19 protein-coding genes are annotated in these 21269 nt (G+C 70.4%); 11 read left to right on the forward strand and 8 right to left on the reverse strand.

Annotated features, from left to right (window positions below; genetic code table 11):
• From AB0H93_RS01225 to AB0H93_RS01245, 5 genes are all read left to right on the forward strand, one after another.
• The gene (locus AB0H93_RS01225) at positions 1–1362 is read left to right on the forward strand and encodes a sugar ABC transporter substrate-binding protein (protein ID WP_358565514.1); all 1362 of its coding nucleotides are present in this window, start codon (positions 1–3) and stop codon (positions 1360–1362) included.
• On the forward strand, positions 1359–2300 hold the full coding sequence (locus tag AB0H93_RS01230) for a sugar ABC transporter permease (protein WP_358565517.1): 942 nt from the start codon (positions 1359–1361) through the stop codon (positions 2298–2300). Before AB0H93_RS01225 ends, AB0H93_RS01230 begins: the two co-directional genes overlap by 4 nt.
• Positions 2293–3132 (forward strand): carbohydrate ABC transporter permease, encoded by an 840-nt coding sequence (locus tag AB0H93_RS01235; protein ID WP_358565520.1) that lies wholly within the window; start codon positions 2293–2295, stop codon positions 3130–3132. Before AB0H93_RS01230 ends, AB0H93_RS01235 begins: the two co-directional genes overlap by 8 nt.
• A gap of 34 nt (positions 3133–3166) precedes the next feature.
• Entirely contained in the window at positions 3167–5113 is a 1947-nt protein-coding gene (locus AB0H93_RS01240) for a cellulase family glycosylhydrolase (RefSeq protein ID WP_358565523.1), read from the forward strand.
• 238 nt (positions 5114–5351) lie between these two features.
• Positions 5352–6548, forward strand: coding sequence for an FAD-dependent monooxygenase (locus AB0H93_RS01245; protein ID WP_358565526.1), 1197 nt, complete (start codon positions 5352–5354; stop codon positions 6546–6548).
• 304 nt (positions 6549–6852) lie between these two features.
• Here the strand turns inward: AB0H93_RS01245 and AB0H93_RS01250 are convergent, their stop codons facing one another.
• Both AB0H93_RS01250 and AB0H93_RS01255 read right to left on the reverse strand, forming a co-directional pair.
• Positions 6853–7422 carry a barstar family protein gene (locus AB0H93_RS01250; protein ID WP_358565529.1) on the reverse strand — a complete coding sequence of 190 codons (570 nt, stop codon included), beginning with the start codon at positions 7420–7422 and terminating at the stop codon, positions 6853–6855.
• 12 nt (positions 7423–7434) lie between these two features.
• Positions 7435–7896, reverse strand: a complete 462-nt coding sequence (locus tag AB0H93_RS01255; RefSeq protein ID WP_358565532.1) for a ribonuclease domain-containing protein — start codon at positions 7894–7896, stop codon at positions 7435–7437.
• A gap of 1138 nt (positions 7897–9034) precedes the next feature.
• On the opposite strand from AB0H93_RS01255, the gene AB0H93_RS01260 reads away from it, so the two are divergent.
• Together AB0H93_RS01260 and AB0H93_RS01265 are read left to right on the forward strand one after the other, a co-directional pair.
• On the forward strand, positions 9035–10009 hold the full coding sequence (locus AB0H93_RS01260) for a sporulation protein (RefSeq protein ID WP_358565535.1): 975 nt from the start codon (positions 9035–9037) through the stop codon (positions 10007–10009).
• A 123-nt stretch (positions 10010–10132) separates the two neighbouring features.
• Positions 10133–10918 (forward strand): ion transporter, encoded by a 786-nt coding sequence (locus tag AB0H93_RS01265; protein ID WP_358565538.1) that lies wholly within the window; start codon positions 10133–10135, stop codon positions 10916–10918.
• Between the two features lie 6 nt (positions 10919–10924).
• On the opposite strand, the gene AB0H93_RS01270 is transcribed toward AB0H93_RS01265, so the two are convergent.
• Complete coding sequence (locus tag AB0H93_RS01270) at positions 10925–11308, reverse strand: inorganic pyrophosphatase (RefSeq protein ID WP_358565541.1); 384 nt, start codon at positions 11306–11308, stop codon at positions 10925–10927.
• Between the two features lie 4 nt (positions 11309–11312).
• Entirely contained in the window at positions 11313–12578 is a 1266-nt protein-coding gene (locus AB0H93_RS01275) for an Nramp family divalent metal transporter (protein WP_358565544.1), read from the reverse strand.
• Between the two features lie 272 nt (positions 12579–12850).
• On the opposite strand from AB0H93_RS01275, the gene AB0H93_RS01280 reads away from it, so the two are divergent.
• Complete coding sequence (locus AB0H93_RS01280; protein WP_358565547.1) at positions 12851–13741, forward strand: MIP/aquaporin family protein; 891 nt, start codon at positions 12851–12853, stop codon at positions 13739–13741.
• 104 nt (positions 13742–13845) lie between these two features.
• Positions 13846–14139, forward strand: a complete 294-nt coding sequence (locus AB0H93_RS01285) for a hypothetical protein (RefSeq protein WP_358565550.1) — start codon at positions 13846–13848, stop codon at positions 14137–14139.
• 22 nt (positions 14140–14161) lie between these two features.
• On the opposite strand, the gene AB0H93_RS01290 is transcribed toward AB0H93_RS01285, so the two are convergent.
• From AB0H93_RS01290 to AB0H93_RS01300, 3 genes are read right to left on the reverse strand one after another with little or no spacing between them, the layout of a single operon-like run.
• Entirely contained in the window at positions 14162–15604 is a 1443-nt protein-coding gene (locus AB0H93_RS01290; RefSeq protein ID WP_358565553.1) for an aromatic amino acid lyase, read from the reverse strand.
• Positions 15605–15636: 32 nt separating this feature from the next.
• Positions 15637–16209 (reverse strand): cysteine dioxygenase family protein, encoded by a 573-nt coding sequence (locus tag AB0H93_RS01295; protein ID WP_358565556.1) that lies wholly within the window; start codon positions 16207–16209, stop codon positions 15637–15639.
• On the reverse strand, positions 16206–17102 hold the full coding sequence (locus tag AB0H93_RS01300; protein ID WP_358565559.1) for an amidohydrolase: 897 nt from the start codon (positions 17100–17102) through the stop codon (positions 16206–16208). The genes AB0H93_RS01295 and AB0H93_RS01300 overlap by 4 nt, the downstream gene beginning before the upstream one ends.
• Positions 17103–17209: 107 nt before the next feature.
• Between AB0H93_RS01300 and AB0H93_RS01305 the strand changes: the two genes are divergently transcribed.
• Positions 17210–18214, forward strand: a complete 1005-nt coding sequence (locus AB0H93_RS01305) for a LacI family DNA-binding transcriptional regulator (RefSeq protein WP_358565562.1) — start codon at positions 17210–17212, stop codon at positions 18212–18214.
• A gap of 31 nt (positions 18215–18245) precedes the next feature.
• Here AB0H93_RS01305 and AB0H93_RS01310 read toward each other — a convergent pair whose 3' ends face one another.
• Positions 18246–18611, reverse strand: coding sequence for an MmcQ/YjbR family DNA-binding protein (locus AB0H93_RS01310; protein WP_358565565.1), 366 nt, complete (start codon positions 18609–18611; stop codon positions 18246–18248).
• A 108-nt stretch (positions 18612–18719) separates the two neighbouring features.
• On the opposite strand from AB0H93_RS01310, the gene AB0H93_RS01315 reads away from it, so the two are divergent.
• Positions 18720–21245, forward strand: a complete 2526-nt coding sequence (locus AB0H93_RS01315; RefSeq protein WP_358565568.1) for a LuxR C-terminal-related transcriptional regulator — start codon at positions 18720–18722, stop codon at positions 21243–21245.
• The last annotated feature ends 24 nt before the right edge of the window (positions 21246–21269 follow it).

A 21269-nucleotide genomic window follows, 5' to 3' on the forward strand; every position in this document is an offset into this window, starting at 1 on the left:
TTGAGCCAGGGGTCCAACGACGGGCCCGACGAAGCCGAGGAGGCTTTCGTGCTCAAGCGCTCACTCCTGGCGGTGCCCCTGGTCGCGGCATTGCTCGCCGGCGCGCTGACCGGCTGCGCGGCACCGGCCGACGACGACAACACGATCACCTACTGGGCGAGCAACCAGGGCAAGAACGCCGCGCAGGACCGGGAAATCCTCGGCGAAGAGCTCGCCGAGTTCACCGCCCGGACCGGCATCGAGGTCAAGCTGGAGGTGATCGGCTGGTCCGACCTGCTCAACCGGATCCTCGGCGCGGCGACCTCCGGCGTTGGCCCGGACGTGGTGAACCTCGGCAACACCTGGGCCGCGTCCCTGCAGGCGACCGGCGCGTTCGTGCCCTTCGACGACGCGCTGATGAACCGCTTCGGCGGCCGGGACCGGTTCCTCGACAGCAGCATGAGCTCCACCGGGATGCCCGGGCAACCGCCGGCTTCGCTGCCGCTGTACGGGCTGTCCTACGGCCTGTTCTACAACAAGAAGCTGTTCGCCGAGGCCGGCATCACCGAGCCGCCGAAGGACTGGCGGGAGTTCATCGACACCGCGGAGCGGCTCACCGACCCGGCGCGCGGCCGCTGGGGGCTCACCGTCCCCGGCGCCAGCTACACCGAGAACGCGCACTTCGCGTTCATGTTCGGCCGCCAGGAGGGCACGCACCTCATCGACGAGCGCGGCAGCCCGTCGTTCGCCTCGCCGGAGGCTGTCGCCGCGGTGCAGCGCTACATCGACCTGATGGCCTCGGCCGGCGTGGTGGATCCCGACGACGCCGAGGAGGGCAATTCCTCCGGCGCGGCAGCGGATTTCGTGGACGGTGACGCCGCGATGCTGATCGCGCAGAACAGCGTCATCCCCACGCTGCACGACAACGGGATGGCCGAGGCGGACTACGGCGTCGTGCCGATGCCGGTGCCCGATCCCCTGCCGCCCGGCGGCCGGGCCGTGCGCAGCCACGTCGCGGGCTCGAACGTCGCGGTGTTCGCCGACAGCCCACGGCGGGAGCAGGCCCTCAAGCTGGTCGAATTCCTCACCAGCAAGGAGGTCCAGGCGTCGCTGAACGAGAAGTACGGCACGCTGCCGGTGGTCGAGGACGCCTACGCCGATCCGGCCTTCCACACGCCCAAGAACCAGGTGTTCAGCGAAGTGCTGGCCGGCGGCTCGGAAACCGTGCCGATGATCCCCAACGAGGCCCACTTCGAAACGACGGTCGGCGCGGCGATGCGCGACCTCTTCGCGGCCACCGCCACCGGACGACCACCCGGCGCGGAGGACGTGCGCGAGGCGCTGGCCGAGGCGGAGCAGAAGATGCGGGGGACCGGAGGATGACGGCCACCACACCGATTCCGGCCCGGCGTCGCGGGTGGACGCCGAGCCGGCGCGCGCTCCCCTACCTGCTGATCGCGCCCGCGCTGGCCTTCGAGCTGCTGGTGCACCTGGTGCCGATGCTCGGCGGCCTGTGGATGAGCCTGCTCGAACTGACCCAGTTCCACCTGCGGGACTGGGTGCGCGCGCCGTTCGCGGGCCTGGGCAACTTCGGCTTCGCGCTGGACCTCGACGGCGCGGCGGGCGCGGAGCTCCTGCGCTCCTTCGCGGTCACGCTGGCCTACGCGATCCTGACCGTCGGGCTGTCCTGGACGCTCGGTCTCTTCGCGGCGACGCTGCTCCAGCGCAGCTTCCCCGGCCGCGCCGTGCTGCGCACGCTGTTCCTGGTGCCGTACGCGCTGCCGGTCTACACCGCGGTCATGATCTGGAAGTTCATGCTCGACCGCAGCGACGGCATGGTCAACACCGTGCTGGACGACCTCGGGGCCGGCGCGGGCGGCACCTTCTGGTTGCTGGGCGACAACGCCTTCGGCAGCATCGTCGTCACCTCGGTCTGGCGGCTGTGGCCGTTCGCGTTCCTCGTCCTGATGGCCGGGATGCAGTCCATCCCGGCCGACGTCTACGAGCAGGCCACGGTGGACGGTGCGGGGATCTGGCAGCAGTTCCGGTCCATCACCGTGCCGATGCTGCGGCCGGTGAACCAGGTCCTGGTGCTGGTGCTGTTCCTGTGGACCTTCAACGACTTCAACGTGCCCTACATCCTGTTCGACAAATCGGTGCCGGGCGCGGCCAACCTGCTGTCCATCCACATCTACGGAAGCTCGTTCCTCACCTGGAACTTCGGCCTGGGCTCGGCGATGTCCGCGCTCCTGCTGCTGTTCCTGCTGCTGGTGACCGCGGGCTACCTGGCCTTCACCTCGCGGAGGTTGAAAGATGTCTGAGCCGCGGTGGTTCCGCCTCCTGCGGGTGGGCGGGCTGACTTTCCTGGTGCTGTTCACCGCGCTGCCGCTGTACGTCATGGTGACCTCGGCGGTGAAGCCGCTCGGCGACGTGCAGGACCGGTTCCGGTGGCTGCCGGTGAACATCACGTTCCAGCCGTTCGTGGACATGTGGTCGACGATCTCGCTGGCCGACTACTTCGTGAACAGCACCGTGGTGGCCCTGGGCGCCGCGGCGCTGTCGGTGACCATCGCCGTGTTCGCCGCGTACGCGATCAGCCGGTTCCGCTTCCGCGGCCGCAACGCGTTCCGCATCGTCGTGCTGTCCACCCAGATGTTCCCCGGCATCCTGTTCCTGCTGCCGCTGTACCTGATCTACGCCACGATCGGCCGGCTGACCGGCATCGCCCTGCACGGCAGCCACCTCGGCCTGATCATCACCTACCTGACGTTCTCGCTGCCGTTCGCGATCTGGATGCTGGTCGGCTACTTCGACTCCATCCCGAAGGACCTCGACGAGGCGGCGCTGATCGACGGCGCGAGCCCGGTGAGCGCCCTGCTCAGGGTGGTGCTGCCCGCCGCGCGGCCGGGGATCGCCGCGGTCACGATCTACGCGTTCATGACGGCGTGGGGCGAGACGCTGTTCGCCTCGATCATGACCGACTCGGGTTCGCACACGCTCGCGGTCGGGCTGCGCGAGTACGCCACGCAGACCTCGGTGTACTGGAACGAGGTGATGGCGGCGTCGCTGGTCGTCAGCATCCCGGTGGTCATCGGGTTCCTGCTGCTCCAGCGCTACCTGGCCCAGGGGTTGACCGCGGGCGCGGTCAAGTGACCTGTTGGATCCACCAGCCGAGAAAGGGCGATCGATGCGACGCAACTCCGCCAAGGTGACCGTGGCCGGGGAACCGGCCGTGTGGCTCGGCGCGAACTTCTGGTCGCGCACCGGCGGGCCGCTGATGTGGCGCAACTACTCGCCGCGGGTCGTGCGCGAGGAGCTTCGGGTGCTCCAGGAGCACGGCCTGCGGCAGACGCGTTCCTTCTTCTACTGGCCCGACTTCATGCCGACCCCGGACAGCGTCGACGCGGCGAAGGTCGAGCACTTCGCCGACTTCCTGGACGCGCACCGGGAGATCGGCATGTCGTCGATCCCGACCTTCATCGTGGGGCACATGTCCGGCGACAACTGGGATCCGGGGTGGCGGGACGGCCGCGACCTCTACGCCGACGTCTGGCTGGTGTCCCGGCAGGCGTGGTTCGTGCAGCGGATGACCGAGCGCTTCGCCGCGCACCCGGCCGTCGCGGGCTGGCTGATCAGCAACGAGATGCCGATCTACGGCCGCTTGCGGCACGAGCCGAAGGCGCCGACCGAGCAGGTCACCAGCTGGGCGCAGCTGATGGTGCAGGCGGTGCGGGCCGGCGGCGGGCACCAGCCCGTGTCGCTGGGAGACGGCGCGTGGGGCATCGAGGTCACCGGCACGGACAACGGGTTCTCGGTCCGCGAGACCGGTGCGCTGGTGGACTTCGTCGGCCCGCATGTGTACCGGATCGACAGCGACCCGGTGCGCCAGCACCTCGGCGCGGCGTTCATCTGCGAACTCGCCGCGGTGGGCGGCAAGCCGGTGGTACTGGAGGAGTTCGGCCTCTCCAGCGACCAGGTGTCACCGGAGCACGCCGCGCACTACTACCGGCAGACGCTGCACAATTCGCTGCTCGCCGGATCGACCGGCTGGGTGGCGTGGAACAACACCGACTACGACGACCTCATCGAGCAGGGCCCGTACTCGCACCACCCCTTCGAAATGCACTTCGGCATCACCGACGGCGCCGGGAACCCGAAGCCGCCGCTGCACGAGCTGGCCGCCTTCGCCGACGTGCTATCCACTGTGGACTTCGCCCGGTGTGAGCGCACCGATGCGCAGGCAGCGCTGGTGGTGACCGAGTACCTGGAGCGCGGCTACCCGTTCAGCCAGGACGACGACCGGCCGCTCGTCTTCAGCTCGCTGCAGCAGGCGTACGTGGCCGCGCGGGAGGCCGACCTGCCCGTCGGGTTCACCAGGGAACGCGACGGCATCGACCCGGGCTGCTCGCTGTACCTGCTTCCGTGCACCAAGCAGATCCAGGGGCCGACCTGGCAGCGGCTGCGCGAGCGGGTGGCGCAGGGCGCGGTGCTGTACCTGTCCTACACCGCCGGCGAGGTCGGGCACCACCGGCAGCCGTGGATCCCCTACCTGGACGAGACCTTCGGCGTCGCGAAGGAGATGACCTACGGCGTGGTCGACGAGGTGGCCGACGAGGTCGTCGAGTTCACCTTCGCCGAGGACTTCGGCGGCATCGCCGAAGGCGAGGTGCTGCGCTTCCGGGTCGGCGGCAACGAGCACAGCCGGGCGTACCTCCCAGTCCACCCGCGCGGAGCGACGGTGGTGGCCACCGACGCGCACGGCAGGCCGGCCCTGCTGCGCCACCGCAGCGGGCGGGGCGAGACCGTGCTGTGCACCTATCCGATCGAGCACTTCGCGGCGCGGAACGCGCGCGTCAACCCGGAGGACACGCACCGGCTTTACGCGGCGCTGGCCGAGATCGCCGGCGTCGAGCGGCCGATCGCGGTCGACGATCCGCGGGTGTTCGCGGACGAGCTCCGGCACGAGGACGGGCGCCGGTTCGCCTGGCTCGTCAGCCAGCACGGCCAGGAGGTCACGACAACGCCGCGGGCGGACGGTTCTTCCTTGCACGACACCAAGACCGGTGAATTCCTTTCCAAGGTCACGCTCCCCGCCTACGGCGTGCGGGTCGTCGAGCTGCGCGCGGAGCGGTAACGCCGGGCCGTGCGCCTTCCGGGCTGCTGCGGCGGCCCGGAAGGCTCGCGGTAGGTGCATGTCGGGGCGAAAGTCCCTTGTCCCGCAGCTCCGGTAGCGGGCAGGCGGCGGCGCGCATGCGACCGGCGTCCCACCGGTGTACAACGGGGTCGTACCGACCCATGCGGACACCGATCGCTCGTGGCGCTCACGAGCATTCCGCGGTCACCACTCATCCCGCTGCTCGTGTGGAGACGTCATGAAGATCGTGTGCATCGGGGCCGGGCCGGCCGGCCTCTACCTGGCCATCTCGGCGAAGCTCAGGGACGCCGGGCACGACATCACCGTGATCGAACGGGATCCGCCGGGCGCCACCTACGGCTGGGGCGTCGTGTACTGGGACGACCTGCTGGACACGCTGTACCGCAACGACCGGGAGAGCGCGGAGCAGATCCGCGCCGCCTCGACGCTGTGGCGGGAGCAGGTCGTCTCGCTGCACGGCACCGAACACGCCTACATGGGCGGATACGGGTACAGCGTGAACCGCGCGCCACTGCTGGAAATACTCGCCCAGCGCGCCACCGACCTCGACGTGGACGTCCAGTACGAGCACGCGGCGGATGACCTGTCGGAGTTCGCCGACGCCGACCTGATCGTGGTCGCCGACGGCGCGAACAGCCGCACCCGGCAGCGCTACGCCGAGGAGTTCGGCACCCAGGTCGACCAGGGCCGCAACCCCTACATCTGGCTGGGCACGGACCGGGTGTTCGACATGTTCACCTTCGACTTCGAAGAGACACCCGAGGGCTGGATCTGGTTCCACGCCTACCCCTCCAGCGCCGGCATCAGCACCTTCATCGTCGAATGCCAGGACACCACCTGGCAACGACTGGGGTTCGACCGGCTCAGCGACGACGAGAGCATGCGGTTGCTGGAGGACATCTTCGACCAGCCGCTGGCCGGGCACTCGCTGATCAGCGCCGCCCGGGGAAGGCCGGCCTCGTGGCAGCACTTCACCCAGGTCTACAACCAGACCTGGCGCCACGAGAACATGGTGCTGATCGGCGATGCCGCGCACACCACGCACTTCACGCTCGGCTCCGGGACCAGGCTGGCCATGACCGACGCGGTGATGCTCGCGCAGAAACTGCTGGAGCGCGAGCAAACGTCCATGGCGCTCAAGGAGTTCGACGAGGAGGGCCACGCCATGATGCGCATGGCGCAGGCTTCGGCACGCACCAGCATGGCGTGGTTCGAGAACACCGACCGCTACACCGACCGCAACGCCGTGGAGTTCTGCTACGCGATGTGCAACCGGAACAGCTTGCAGCCGCCGTGGCACTACCAGCAGTACCTGCTGACGCAGCACCGGGTGGCGCGCAAGACCCAACGGCTGTTCGGCAACGGCTTGCGGTGGGCTCGGGCGCGCAAGCGCGGCGAGTCGCTGCGCCGCTGAGGCAGAAGGCACCAGCCATGACCACTTCGCGGGCGTCGACCTGTCCCTGACTGGACAGGGTTGGCCCGAGTTACCCACGGCGCCGGCCGCTGGACCACTGGTCGTCATCACGGGCCCGTCGCACAGCTCCCTTGGCGGCAGCCCGATCGACTGCCACGGCCTGGGGGGTGACGCTCGTCGGCCCGTCTGCTCGACGCCGAACTGCCGATCGCCGTGGCGGCACCGACAACTCGCGCGAACACAACCAATACGAACGCGCGGGACGAAGACGCCATATTTGAGTCACGAAACCGATCGAAGTCGACTACTCGGCAACCATTTCATTGAAGTGGCCGAATTCTTGATCGTCCGAGTGGAGCACTACCCTTAGTCGGGCCACTCTCGGTCTTGGTCGTACATATTTGAACAGCTCACCGTTCGCCGCAGCCTGCAACGCGGAAATAAACTTCCCGAATTCGTGCCTATTTTCGCGCACCAGCACAGCTTTGGTGCATTTTATGGCAATTAGCAATGTCGAAGCCGCAACACCTGCTCGATCGCCGAACGCTGCGCCCAATCCTCCGTCGTCAAGTACCAGCAGATCAGATAGGCATTCATCGAACGCCCCCCAGTTGTAGCCAAAGTAGGATGGGAATTCAAGTTGGCGAGCAAATTCGTCAAACAGTTCCCTATCTGACTGGCATTTACTGCCATCGATAACCGCAAGATGTGCGCCATCCGCTGGCGGTTGATGAGAGAGACGCTCCAATGCTGCAGTGAACTGAACATTGGGAAGAGTAACAAAATGAGCCCAGTGCATTGCGGAGCGCCCTCGCCCCGGGGGTGCTTGCACCCCCGGGGCGAGGATCGCATCCCAATTGAGATCGTTGATCACTCGTCGACCAGCCTAGCTGCTAGTTGTGGCGCACCTGCCCTTAATGAACGGCATGAACGTCTGATAGTGATCAGGACTATACCAGTCGTAGTTGATAGTTTCCAAGGCTGCGTCGGTCACGATCCGCTCGGGACCACGCCCGTTAGGGCCGGCCGGATAGATGTCGTACTCCCGATATTCATACGGCGGAGGGAGGGCGGGCAGCTTGCCGTCGGCGTTGCGATAGATCGCACCACCTTTGATCCCTGGGGGAGGCGTGAAGTTGTGACTTTGCAAGTAGGAAAGCATGTCCCAGGCCGCTTGCGGAATGTTGAGCTGCGTTCCCGTGCGCGGATCGACCGCGCACGGGCGCGACGAATCACCTTCTGCAGCCTGGGCCGACAATGGCGCAACGAGAAGAGTCAAAAATGAGACGCATGCAACGAGCAGGCGAACCACTTGCGAGTTGCCGACCGAAATTCTTTTGATAGACATCAACACCCCAGACAAAAAGTAACAACAGGCATATGAAGGCACTAGGACACCGTCAGCGAGCCTTCATTTTTTGCTCGCCACACGCCCCTCGCGTGTGGTCCGGAGCAGAATTTATTGGAATAGACCAGATGTGCGATACCGCCAATAAGGTGTGGCGCAGGGCACGTTGTGCAGTTCTGCGGGGCCACGTCCGCCGACTCCGGGCATGAGGCCATCTGGGTGGTTCGACTACTTCCTAAGCGGTGGCACATGCCACCGCGAATTGTCGGCGCGATTGCATGCCCTGCGGTGCCCCATGCCATCTGTGATGACGATGTTGACGGCGACCTGTCGGTCGACCCTGGCCACCTTCGCCGGAAGCGCCGAGCGGATCAGAGACGAGCGGCGGCAAGCCCCCGGAGTCGGGAGCACACGCCCACCATCGTAGGGGAGGTCCGCTACCTACTCGGCCGTATTGACTGGTGCACCCGCCAGGTGTGGATCGGCGATCTCCACCGCCAGGTGGTGCGAGTGGAGTCGAGTTTCACTGTATCCCCGCCGAGGAAGCAGGCCAGCTCGGTGATGGAGCTAGGCGACGTCTACCGGGAAGTGTTCTCAACGAGGCATCGCGGACGGGCGATGTTGTGTTGATCACGATCTTCGTGTCGTTCGTCCGGAACCGGATCACCTGTTGCTCCGTTGCTACGGACATGGGCGATGATCCTGGAAGTACCTGCCGCGCCCCTCGCGAGCCGAGGGGCGCGGACCTCTCCGAGCCGCTGACGCCGCACGTCGGCGGCCCGAACCGAACCGCCTGCCGCGCGTCGGCGGACAGCACCTCCTCCGCGGAGTCCCGTCACGGCCAGGCGCCGCCCACGACTCCGCCCGGCACCCGTTCCGGTCGCCCTCGACCCGAGCCCGGCACGTTTCTCGCGCCGTGCAGCCGAAGATTCCCCGGCGCTCCTCCCCTGGCCGGCCGATGGCACTTTCCTCCCCTTCCCGCACGACACCGCGGCATTCCGGGAATGCCGCGGAGCGGGCGCGGCCCCTTCGGACCGCGTCTCCGATCCGGCTGGAGGAGCCGCACCACCCGCAACCCGTTCGACCACACGCACCGCAACTGAATCGACAGCGAAAAGATAGAGGAAGGGCTAGCAGAATGGTCTTCAAGAAGCTCCTGGGCGCGCTCGGCGTCGGCGGCCCGTCGGTGGACACCGTGCTGCACCACCAGCACGTCCGCCCGGGCGAGAACCTCGCCGGGGAGGTCCGCATCACCGGCGGGAATCAGGACGTCACCGTCGAGAACGTCGCGCTCGGCTTCGTCACGCGCGTCGAAACCGAACACGGCGGCCACGACGGGCATGCCGGCGTGGAGTTCCACCGCGCCGTGGTGGCCGGCCGGTTCGAGCTGCGCGAGGGCGAGAACAAGACCATCCCGTTCCAGCTGCCGGTGCCGTGGGAAACGCCGATCACCAGCGTCTACGGGCAGCACCTGCACGGCATGACGCTCGGCGTGCGCACCGAGCTGGCCATCGCCAAGGTCGCCGACAAGGGCGACCTCGACCCGGTGTCGGTGGAACCCCTGCCCGCGCAGGAGAAGGTGCTGGAGGCGTTCTCCCAGCTCGGTTTCCACTTCAAGAGCGCCGACCTGGAGCACGGCCGGTTGCACGGCGTCCGCCAGGAACTGCCGTTCTTCCAGGAGATCGAGTTCTACCCGCCCCAGCAGTTCGCGGGGCGGATCAACGAGGTCGAGCTGACCTTCGTCGCCGGCCCGCACGGGCTGGACGTGGTGCTGGAGGCCGACAAGCGCGGCGGGTTCTTCACCCCGAGCCAGGACGCCTTCGGCCGCTTCCACGCCTCCCACGAGGAAGCCCTCGGCACCGACTGGGCCGGGCGGATCCACGGCTGGCTGGAGCAGGTCGCCGACCGCCGCGGCGCGGGCCACCCGATGGCCGGTCACGACCACCACGGCTACGAGCACCACGGCTACCACGACGAGCACCACCGGCGCGGATCCGGGATGGGCGGCATGGTCGCGGGTGCCGCGCTGGGTGCCGGCGCCGGGATCCTCGGCGGCATGGTCGTGGGCGAGGTGCTGGAAGAGGTCTTCGAGGGCGACGAAGAGGAGTTCTGATCCTCCGGTGGGCGCCGGGAATCCGTTCCCGGCGCCCACCGCGCGCCGGTCGGCTCAACTCCCGTCGGGGCAACCCGTTAGATTGATCAACATCGTTGCCTCCGCCGTGATCGGGAGTCCTTGGTGAGCACGCGCGAACGCGTCCGCGAGCTGGTCGACGCGCCACTCACCCAGCGGGTGGTCATCGCGGTCATCCTCGTCAACGCCGTGACGCTCGGCTGCGAGACCTCCCCCGGCCTGGTCGCCAGCCACGGCTGGCTGCTCCACGCGGTGGACCGGGCCGCGCTGGCGGTGTTCGCGGTGGAACTGGCCGCCCGCCTGTACGGCCACGGCTGGCGGTTCTTCCGCGACCCGTGGAACTGCTTCGACGCCGTCATCGTCGGCATCGCGCTGCTGCCCACCACCGGTGCCTTCGGCGTCCTGCGCGCGCTCCGCATCCTCCGCGCCCTGCGGCTGATCTCGGTGATCCCCAGCATGCGCCGCGTGGTCAGCGCGCTGCTCACCGCCGTCCCGGGGATGGCCTCCATCGCCGCCCTGCTGGTGCTGATCCTCTACGTGGGCGCGGTGATCGCCACCAAGCTGTTCAGCGCGGTCGCCCCGGACTACTTCGGCGACCTCGGCGATTCGCTGTTCACCCTGTTCCAGGTGATGACCGGGGAAGCCTGGTCCGAGGTCGCCCGCGCCGTGATGGACGAGGAACCGCTGGCCTGGATCTTCTTCATCGGCTACATCGCGATCACCACGTTCACCGTCCTAAACCTCTTCATCGCCGTCGCCGTGTCCGCGATGGAATCGCAGGTGGGCCGCGAACGCGAGGACGACGGCGAAACGGTCCGCGAGCTGCTCGCCGAGATCCGCGAACTCCGGGCCGAAGTCCGGGAACTCCGCGCCGCGCCGGCCGAATCCTGACGCCGGCTAGGCCTCGCCCGGCCGGACGAGATGACCGCCGATGCCGAGGACTCCGCTGACGAAATCCCTGGCCATCCCGACCTCCTCGGGCGAGCAGTCGACGAGCACCTTGATCTCGGCGTCCCGCTTGGCCAGGTCCGCGGTGAGCAGGACGCCCGCCACTCCCGCGCCCGCCGCCGAGCCGACGAAGACGTCGATGCCTTCGCCGTCACCGCCGGTGGTTCCCGCTAGGTAGCCGTAGTCCAGCGGGTAGACGACGTCCGGGATGCGCGGGTGCGGGCGTCCCCTCGGCCGGTCGACGACGATCTCGCCATGCCGCACGAGATCGGCCAGCGCGGCGAAGAATCCCGCCGATCCGGGATGCGCCCCGTCCGGCGCGTCGGTTCTCATGGGCTCAGCCCAGGAACTGGTCGTAGAGGAGGTAGGCGTTCAGGCCGATGATCAGCGTCGTGATCGCCGTCATCACCGCCGTCAGCCAGCGCGGGTTCGCGAAGTCGCCCATGACCGAGCGGTCCCTGGTCACCAGCAGCAGCGGGATCAGCGCGAACGGGATGCCGAAGCTCAGCACGACCTGGCTGAAGTTCAGGACGTCGCTGGGGTTCATGCCGAGCACGATCACCACGAGCGCGGGCGTCATCGTGATCAACCGGCGCAGCAGCAGCGGAATCCGGAAGTTGATGAACCCGGCCATCACGACCTGCCCGGCGAAGGTACCGACGCTGGAGGACGAGATCCCGGACGCGAGCAGGGCGACCGCGAACACCAGGGCGGCGGTGCCACCGGCGAAGGTGGCGAGGCCCGCGTGCGCGCCCTCGATGCTGCTGATCCCGGTGTTGCCGCTGGTGTGGAACAACTTCGCGGCCATGACCAGCATCGACAGGTTGATCAACCCGGCGAGGCCGAGCGCGATGACCACGTCCCAGCGCTCGAAGCGCAGCACCTTCCGGCGGTCGTCGTCGGTCGAGACGGCCACCCGGCGGCTGGTGAGCGCCGAGTGGAGGTAGACCACGTGCGGCATCACGGTGGCGCCGACGATCCCCACCGCGAGGTAGGCGCTGCCGGCCGGCAGCGTCGGCACCAGCCCGGCGATGGCCTGGGCGGGCTCCACGCCGATGCGCAGCAGCTGGTAGGCGAAGCCGGCGATGATCAGCAGCAGCAACCCGGCGATCGCCCGCTCGAAGGGCCGGTAGCCGCGCGCCTGCAGGCCCAGCAGCGCGAACGCGACGACCGCGGTGATCAGCGCCGCCGGCACCATCGGGATGCCGAACAGCAGGTACAGGCCGAGGGCGGCGCCGACGAACTCGGCGAGGTCGGTCGACATGGCGACGATCTCCGCCTGCAGCCACAGGCCCCACCGCACCGGCCGGGAGTGCCGCTCCCGGCACACCTCGGGCAGCGTCTTGCCGGTGACCACGCCGATCTTCGCGGACAGGAACTGCACCGGCATCGCCATCAGGTTCGCCAGCACCACGACCCACACCAGCGCGTAGCCGAACTCCGCGCCGGCGCCGATGTTGGTCGAGAAGTTGCCGGGATCGACGTAGGCGATGGCCGCGATGAAGGCGGGCCCCAGCATCGCGAGCGCGCCCCGCATCCGCCCCCGCCCGAGCACCTGCCCCAGGTCCTCCCGGGAATCGCGTCCCGCCTCGACCTCGGTCACGCCCATCGGTCCCCCCGTGCCGCTGCCTGCGCGCCGATGACGGCCTCCTGCCGGTACGCGCGCGGCGCCCCGCAGGGCCCGCGCGAACAATGATTCGTCTTCCCGTCCACGAGATTACGGTATGCCGAAAAATTCTCTTCGCAAGCCCCCACCCGGCCGCTCGCGCCCGGCGCGTCCGGAGCGGGAGTCCTACACTCCGGTTACCGATTCCGCCGTGCCAGACCGGCCGAATCGCGTGATGGGGGAAGATCTACTCGGGTGTGGAGTCACCGATGGCCGAGGAGAACCAACGCCGCCGCGGCTACCGAGCGGGACTCGGCGGCGAGATGCTGGCGGAATTCCTGGGAACCTTCGTCCTGATCCTGCTGGGGTGCGCGTCGGTCGCGGTGGCCGTCGCCGGGCTGCCCGGCTCGGGGCGGCAATCCGACGCCTTCGGGCCGGCGAACTGGCTGATCGTCGCGTGGGGCTGGGGACTCGCCGTGGTGTTCGGCGTCTACGTCGCCGGCGGCGTCAGCGGCGCGCACATCAACCCGGCGGTGACGCTGGCCTTCGCGGTGCGGCGGGCCTTCCCGTGGGTGAAGGTCGTGCCCTACGTCGTCGCCCAGGTCGTGGGCGCGTTCCTCGCCGCGGCGCTGGTGTACGCGACGTACGGGTGGGCGATCGACGCGTTCAACGCGAAGGCCGGTCTCGCCCGCCCCCAGTCCCTGGACACCTTCGCGATCTTCGCCACCTTCCCGGCCAAGTACTTCGCCGGGTCGTGGTGGGGACCGCTGCTGGACCAGATCGTCGGCACCGCGATCCTGGTGCTGCTCATCTTCGCGCTCACCGACACCCGCAACACCGCGCCGTCGGCCAACCTCGGGCCGTTCCTGATCGGCCTGGCCGTCACCGCGATCGGCCTGACCTTCGGGCCCAACGCCGGCTACGCGATCAACCCGGCGCGCGACTTCGGCCCCCGCCTGTGGACGTTCATCGCCGGCTGGGGCGACATCGCCCTGCCCGGGACCTACCAGTGGTTCAGCGCCTACTTCTGGATCCCCATAGTCGGGCCGCTCGTCGGCGGCGTCATCGGCGCCGTCGTCTACGACCTGTTCATCGGCCAGGTCGTCGCGGCCCGCACGGCACCGCCGGAAACCGGGCGGGTGAACGAGGACGCGAGCTGAGGCCGCCCGGTTAATCCGACCCGGTAGCGGCGCCGCCCGCCGGATTACGACCGGAATCGGCCCGGGTACACCCATTTCGAACATCGGGATGGGTGGCGGTGGCGATGACGCAGCAGTACCTCGTCGGCGAACTGTCCGTTCGGTTGGCCCAGCTCCAGGAGGCGGCCGATCCGCAGGCCGCGGACCGGTTCGCGAGCCTGCGCCGGGAGGTGGAGGCCGCGCCGCCGCACGCGCTGGGCCCGGCGGTGGAGCGGGCGATCCGGCTGGCCGACGAGTACTGCTGGGACTCGGTGCGCAGGGGCGACGTCACCGCGTTCGACGGCCTGGCCGCGTGGTCGGCGGAGCTGTGCGAGTTCGCCGCCTGCGCGGGCCTGCTCGATCGGGAGGCCGGCGGGTGAGCCCCCGGTAGGTCCACATTGGTCACTCCCGGCGAACCAGCCGCGGGATCTCGTCGACGACGGCCGCCGCGGCCGCGACGTCGCCGGACAGCGGGCGCTCCCGGGTATCCGGATCCAGCGCGTCGCACGCCCGCTGGTAGACCGCACGGAGCCGTCGCCCCGGGCTGATGCCGCGCAGCCGGTTCGCGCGGACCGCGGCCACGAGCTCGCAGGCCAGGACTAGCCGGTACGCATCCGCGGCGCGCCGGGTCTGCCGGACCGCCTGCGGTGCGAAGCTCGCGTGTTCTTCGGCGCCCCTGGACAGCGCGATGTGGCCGAGCGTCGCCGGGAACGCCGCGGCGCGCAGTTCGGCGAGCGCGGAGCCGACGCCGTATTCGAGCGCCATGACCCCCGAGCTGCCCGGTGGTCCCGCCGCCAGGAACGGACGCAGCCCGGTCATCCCGGGTTCGGTGAGCATCGCCAGCCTCGCCGCCGACAGCTGGGCCGTGGAGAGCATCGCCAGCCGCAACCGGTCCAGCGCCAGGGTCAGCTGGGCGGCGTGGAATCCGCCGTGGTGGTGGGCCGCCGCCGGTTCGCCGGCCGTGAGCAGCGGGTTCTCCGCGGCCGCGTTGAGCTCCACCACCACGACCGCGTCGGCGTCGGCCACGGCCTCCACCGCCGGGCCGTGCACCTGCGGGAAGCACCGCAGCCCGAACGGATCCTGGATCCGGCGGCCCGGAACCACCTCGCCGCCGAGCAGCGCCAGCACCTCGGCCGCGACCCGGGATGCGCCGGCGTGCGGGCGGCCCGCGTGCACCTCGGGCGCGAACGGCTCGGCCGAGCCGTCGACGGCGAGCGCGGTCAGCGCCGCTATCGCCGCGGTCGCCGACACCAGGCCCCGCACCGCGGCCACCGCCTGCGCCGCCTGGCCGATGGTCAGGGCGTTGCTGCTGATCAACGCCAGCGCCTCGCCCTCGGCCAGGGCGACCGGGGCCGGTCCGCGGCCGATCCAGCGCGCCTCGCCCGCGAGGGCGAGCCCGAGTTCGGCCAGCGGCCCGAGATCGCCGGTCCCGACCGAACCGTGCTCGTGCACCTCCGGGTACGCCCCGGCGTTGAGCGCCGCGGCCATCGCCTCGGCGAGCCCGGGCCGCACGCCGGTGCCGCCGCGCAGCACCTGGTTCAGCCGGACGGCCAGCATCGCCCGCACGTCCCGCTCCGGCAGCAGGTTCCCGATCCCGCTGGCATGGCTGCGCAGCAGCCGCATCCCGTGCGCGGCTCCGCCGGGCACCACCTCGGAGCGGTTGGCGCCCACGCCCGTGGTGCGCCCGTAGACCGGCCCGGTGAGCACCGCTGCCGCGCCGAGCCGGGCCAGCGCGGCGGGCGCGATGCAGACCGCCACCCGGTCGTCGGCGATCCGCACGACATCCACAATGGACATATCAGCGCCGTCGAGGAGCACCGATGCTCCGGCGCGCACCGCGGTCATGACCCCTTCCCTCCCCGCGAACCCGTGCCGGGTCAGACGGGCGCGGTGTCGTCGATGGGACGCAGTTCCTCCGCGTAGGACACGGAAACGCGCCGGATCACGCCGTCGGCCACGGAGTACTGGCCCATCCGCCACAGCGGCGGCGAGTAGGCGTGGATCGAGACGCTGCGCGGCTCCTGGCCGGTGAGCCGGTGGATGTGGTCCGGCCCGCCGCCGTACGCGAAACCCGCGGCGACCTCGGTGGCCGCGCTCGGCCCGGCGACGGCCAGGTTGTGCTCGACGAGCGCGCCGCGGGCCACCGCGACCGCGAACGCGGAGATGTCGTGGTCGTGCCAGCCCGTGTCGTTCTCCGGCGTCCAGCACAGCACCCAGACGTCGACGTGCGCGTCCCGGTGCAGCGATGCGTAATGACGCTTCCCGTCGCTGAACGCGACGTGGTGCCGCCACGCATCCGGTCGGCGCGCGAGACCCGCGACCAGACCGAGCAGTTCGCCTTGGTCGAGGTAGCGCCCGGGCAGCGCTTCGAGGGTGAATCCGCCCGGCACGTCGCCGATCCGGCGCGCTCGCCTGGCGGGCAGGCCGGGCGCGGTGGGTTCGCCGATCACGGTGTTCCTCCTTCCAGCAGACGACGCGGGTTCGAGCAGCGGATGGCCCGGGCTGCGGCCTCCCCCAGCCCCGGATCGGCCGGTTCGGCGTAGGGCCGGTCGCTGCCGAGGACGACGGGGTCGATCCCGAGCACCCGGACCAGCGCGTCCACCCCGCGCGGCCCGTACGACGAGGTCTCGACGAAGACGCCCGGATCGACGCGGTCGAACGCGCCTCCCCTGGCCGCCAGCCGCTCGTGGTGCACCGGCGCCAGCCCGGCCCCGGCGGCGAAGCAGATCCGCAGCCGCGGGAGCAGTGCGCGGCCCGCGACGTGCCAGGACCACCACGCCGCCTGCAGCTGCGCCACGTAGTCGACGACCGGTGGCCACCAGCCGGGCACACCGGCGGCCGGGCTCGTCGCGGCGCCGGGGTGCACGAACACCGGCCGGTCCGCCTGCTCGCACACCGCGAGCAGCTCGGCGATGCGTTCCACATCGGCCGGTTGCCGCATGGCGTCGGCCGGGATCTGCAGGCCGGCGCATCCCCTGCCGAGCGCCTCCCGCACTTGCTGCTCGTCGGGCTCCAGCACGTTGGCCGCCGCCCACACCCGGAACGGATCGGGCAGTGCCGCGGCGCCGCGATGCCAGGCGTCCAGCAGTGGTTCGGCCTCGTCCGGCGGCAGCCACTCGATGCCGAGCGGGCTGGACAGCGACACGAGCGCGACCGCCGTCCCCGCTTCGCGAGCGGCCCGCTCGGACGGCTCGTGATCGGCCGGGTCCACCTCGAACGGCGGCTCGCCGGTCAAATGCAGCGTCCAGCCGCGCAGCAGCGGTGGATCCGCGCGTGCGCGCAACGCGTCGACGAACTCCGCGGGCCACAGGTGCTGGTGCACGTCGATCACCGGATCGGACACGGACACACCCTTGTGAAGCGCTTCAGTGAACGGTTTCAGTGAACCGCCTCAGCGTTCGCGTGGTCAAGGGCCGAACGTGCGCAACCGCCGCGCGCTAGGCTTTCCAGGTGCAACGCCGCAAGCGCCCCACGATCAAGGACATCGCGGCGGAGACGGGGCTCTCCCCGGCCGCCGTGTCCTACGCGCTCCGCGGCCTGCAAGTTCCCCCGGAAACCCAGCAGCGCGTGCGGGAAGTCGCCGACCGCCTCGGCTACGAGGCCGACCCGGTCGCCCGCGCGCTGGCCAGCGGCCGCACCGGCATGGTGGGCGTGCTGTGCAGTTCGCTGGACGACCTGTGGCAGCAGAACTTCGCCACCACGCTCGGCAGGCGCTTCCTCGCCGCCGACCGCAACACGCTGTTCATGGACTCCGCCGCCGATCCCGCGCGCGAGGCCCTGCTCGCCAAGAACCTCCTCGACCAGCGGGTCGACGCGCTGGTCACGATCCCCGTCGACCCGAATTCCCGGCACTGGCCGGACGCCGCCGAGCGGACCATGCTCGTCGCGATCGGCGACCCGCTGCCCGGGGCGGCGACCGCCGCCGAGGTGGTGTTCGACAACGGCCTGGGCGTCACCGACGCGCTGAAAACGCTCAGCTCCGCCGGGCACGACGAGATCCTGGTGCTGACGCCGGGGCCACGGCTGCTGCGCCAGCGTCCCGCGGAGAAGGTCGTCCGCGAGGTCGCGCAGGAGCTGCGGATGAGCCTGCGCGTGGTGGCCTGCCCGAACGACCTGACCGGTGCCGCCGAAGTCGCGCGGGCCGCGCTCGCCGAAAAGCCCCGGCCCACGGCCGCGTTCTGCCTCACCGACTCGATGGCCTACGGCGTCTACGAGGCTGCACGCGATCTCGGCCTGGCCATTCCCGCCGACCTCTCGGTCCTCGGCTACGACGACCACCCGGTGTCGCGCCTGCTGACGCCCGCGCTGTCCACCTACCGCTGGGACGTGCGAACCGTCGTCGACGCGGTCGTCGAGCGCGTGCTCAAGGCGGTCGACAAGAACCGGCGGAGCCGCCGCAAGCTCATCGCCCCGGAGCCGAAGCACCGCGACTCGGTGGCCGAACCGCGCGGCTGAACCCGGGCGTCCATCCACAGTGGTCCCGGGGTCAGGCGGGATCGGCCCCCGACCGGGCCGGGAGCGGATTCTCCTCGACCAGGGTTTCCGGGGCCGAGAGCCGCCACGCCTCGTACACCAGCTCGGCGAGCTCGTCGGCGTCGATCTTGGCCAGGTGCACGACGACCCAGCCGTAGCCACCCGCCGTGAACTGCACCTCGAACACCTCCGGCCGCTCGGCCACCAGCGCGACCTGCTCGGACAGCGTCTGCTTCAGCCCGACCGTCTCGGTGCGCGGCCAGTAGTAGCCGAACCCCTTGCCGCGCACGCTGAACGACGTGTAGTTGCTCGAGTCGGCCTGCTCGACCTCGGCGAGCTCGTCGACCATCCGCAGGAACTGACCGCTCGGGACACCCATGTGGAGCATTCTCCCGCAAGCCCCTGACAGGAACCGGCCACCTGGGGTTTTCTGGGCGGAATCGCCTCTTCTCGTGATCACCCGCTTGTAGGATTCCCGCTGATTGCGATGGTGAACTTATTCGGACGAGACGAGGCGCAGCGCCTGCTCGCTGACGCCACAGCGGCAGCGCGTGCCGGGCGCGGCGGGCTCGTCGTGCTGCGTGCCGATCCCGGTCTCGGCGTGACCGCCCTGCTGGACGCGCACCTCTCGGCGGCGCGCGAAATGGGCATGCGGACCCATCGGATTCCCGTGCTGCCGCAGAGCGGAACCACCGCGTTGTCGGCCGGGGTACCGGACTGGACCGAGCCCGCCACGATCGTCATCGACGATCTGCACCGGGCGGACGACGCGACGCTGCTCGCGCTGCACGAACTCGCCGTAGGACTGCCCGACCGGCCGCTGCTGGTCGTCGCCGGACGGCATCGCGGCGTCGAGCCCGCCCGGTTCGCGGGCCTCGACCGGCTCGCGACCGCGCACGACCTCGAACCGCTGGACGACTGCGCGGTCCGCGCCGTCCTCACCGAGGTCTCCGACGGTGAACCGCCGGAATCGCTGCTGCGGCTGGCCGACGGCGCAGGCGGTAACCCGTGGCTGCTGGCGCGCCTCACCGAGGACGAACGCGCCGCGGCGGTGACGGCTTGGGCGACCGGGCTGGCGGGCGACGACGCCGCCCTGCTGCGCTTCGCCGCGATCCTGGCCGAACCCGCGTCGGTGGACGAGCTGGCCGCCGTCGCCGGAACGACACCGGTGGACGCGCTGGCCCGGATCGAGCGGCTGGCCGGGATCGGGTTGCTGGCGGAAGAAAGCGGGCTCGTCCGGTTCCGGCATCCGGTGGTGCGCCAGGACCTGGCCGCGACCTCGGCGGGTTTGCGCGGCTCCGCGGCCCGCGCGCTCGCGGCCCGCAACGCCCCGCCCCGGGCGGTCGCCGAGCAGCTCGCGCACACTCCCGTGGACGCGTGGACCGTCGACTGGCTCGACGACCACGCCGATCGGCTCGCCGCCCGGCCCACGCCCGCGGTGGTGGACCTGTTCCACCGGGCCGTTTCCGGGCTGCCGCCCGGCGATCCGCGCCTGCACCCGCTGCGCGCCGCGCTGGCCGAGGCGCTGATGTGGTCGGGCCGGACCGACGAGTCGCAGCGCATCGCCACCGCCAGCCTGGCCGCGCATCCGGACACCCCGATCCGGCACCGGTTGCGGGCCGTGCTCGCCCTGATCTGCTTCCGGGAGATGGATCCTGCCGCCGCCATCGCGGCGCTGGACCCGGAACGCGTCGACGGCAAGCTGTCCGGCCGGCTCGCCGCGATCGACGCCGCCGCCTGCCTGGCGGCCGGCGATCTGACCGGGACGGAGCGCGCCGTCGAGCTCGCGACGCCGGCCGCCGCGCACGACCCGCTCGTCGAAGTGTTCCTGCTCAACGTCGAGGCGACGGGCCTGTTCGTCTTCCGCGACCTCGACGGGGCGTTGGAGCGGCTGGACCGCGCGGACGCGCTGCTGGAGATCGCCGTCGACGACCGCGGGCTGTGGCTGATGTCGCGCCTCCTGCGCGCGGTGGTCCAGGACCTGCGCCACGACAAGGCCGCGCTGGAGACCGTCGAGCAGGCGCGCCCGATCGCCCGCGAGATCGGCGCGGGCCTGCTGGTCTGGCTGCACACCATCGCCGCGTTGGCCTCGTTCAACAACGGGCTCTGGGACCGGGCGCTCGACGAGATCGGCGCCGCCATGGCGCTGCCCGACCAGCACGGGCTGGCCGGCCCGCTGCACGGGGTGGCCTCCATGATCATGCTGCACCGCGGCGATCTGCCCGCCGCCCGCGTCCACGCCGAGCTCGCCGAGCAGTCCCCCGGCCGCGGCGTTGCCGTGTTCTACGAGCAGATCTCCGTCCTGGCCAGCGCGCACGTCGCCGACGCCGAGGGCAACTCGCAACGGGCGCTGGAGATCGTGCACACCCTCGCCGCCGGCGACGTCGGCGTGCACCACGCGCACGCGGTCGCCACGGTCGGCGCCCGGCTCGTGCGCATCGCGGTCACCGGCGGCGACCGCGACCTGGCCAACCGGCTCGTCGCGCAGATGCGGGACCTGAGCACCGGCGAATCGGCCGGCGAGCGCGGCGCGCTGATGTACTGCCAGGGACTGGTCGACAGCGACGTCGACGTCCTGCTGGCCGCGGCCCAGGAGTTCACCGACACCGGCTCGCCGATCCTCGCCGCTCGGGCGGCGGAGGACGCGGCGAAGGTCCTGGCCGCGTCCGGCAGATCCGCGGACGCCCGGGCCGCCTACCAGATCGCGATCGACCGGTACACCGCGCTGACCGCCACCGGCGACATCCACCGGGCGGACGCCGCGCTGCGCGCGTTCGGCCTGCGGCGCGGCGCGACCGGCTCCCGGCGCAGGCCGAAGCACGGCTGGGAGAGCCTCACCGCCGCCGAGTACCGCGTCGCGGAACTCGTAGCGCAAGGCCTGACCAACCGGGAGGCCGCCGAACGGCTGATCGTGTCGGTGCGAACGGTCGATTCGCACGTATCGCGGGTGCTCGCCAAGCTCGGCTACTCGTCGCGGATCGAGATCGCGCTCGGATTCGGGGAGCGCGAATGACGCCCGCTACCTACCCGGCTCCCG

This window comes from Saccharopolyspora sp. NPDC050642 (assembly GCF_040654735.1).
GTDB lineage: Bacteria > Actinomycetota > Actinomycetes > Mycobacteriales > Pseudonocardiaceae > Saccharopolyspora > Saccharopolyspora elongata.

What these genes read in the sequence shown, in the direction of transcription:
- AB0H93_RS01285 (WP_358565550.1), top strand. Translation starts at nt 13,846, where the DNA reads ATGACGCAGCAGTACCTCGTCGGCGAACTGTCCGTTCGGTTGGCCCAG.
- AB0H93_RS01240 (WP_358565523.1), top strand. Translation starts at nt 3,167, where the DNA reads ATGCGACGCAACTCCGCCAAGGTGACCGTGGCCGGGGAACCGGCCGTG.
- AB0H93_RS01235 (WP_358565520.1), top strand. Translation starts at nt 2,293, where the DNA reads ATGTCTGAGCCGCGGTGGTTCCGCCTCCTGCGGGTGGGCGGGCTGACT.
- AB0H93_RS01245 (WP_358565526.1), top strand. Translation starts at nt 5,352, where the DNA reads ATGAAGATCGTGTGCATCGGGGCCGGGCCGGCCGGCCTCTACCTGGCC.
- AB0H93_RS01310 (WP_358565565.1), bottom strand. Translation starts at nt 18,611, where the DNA reads ATGGGTGTCCCGAGCGGTCAGTTCCTGCGGATGGTCGACGAGCTCGCC.
- AB0H93_RS01290 (WP_358565553.1), bottom strand. Translation starts at nt 15,604, where the DNA reads ATGACCGCGGTGCGCGCCGGAGCATCGGTGCTCCTCGACGGCGCTGAT.
- AB0H93_RS01270 (WP_358565541.1), bottom strand. Translation starts at nt 11,308, where the DNA reads ATGAGAACCGACGCGCCGGACGGGGCGCATCCCGGATCGGCGGGATTC.
- AB0H93_RS01280 (WP_358565547.1), top strand. Translation starts at nt 12,851, where the DNA reads ATGGCCGAGGAGAACCAACGCCGCCGCGGCTACCGAGCGGGACTCGGC.
- AB0H93_RS01230 (WP_358565517.1), top strand. Translation starts at nt 1,359, where the DNA reads ATGACGGCCACCACACCGATTCCGGCCCGGCGTCGCGGGTGGACGCCG.
- AB0H93_RS01255 (WP_358565532.1), bottom strand. Translation starts at nt 7,896, where the DNA reads ATGTCTATCAAAAGAATTTCGGTCGGCAACTCGCAAGTGGTTCGCCTG.
- AB0H93_RS01315 (WP_358565568.1), top strand. Translation starts at nt 18,720, where the DNA reads ATGGTGAACTTATTCGGACGAGACGAGGCGCAGCGCCTGCTCGCTGAC.
- AB0H93_RS01260 (WP_358565535.1), top strand. Translation starts at nt 9,035, where the DNA reads ATGGTCTTCAAGAAGCTCCTGGGCGCGCTCGGCGTCGGCGGCCCGTCG.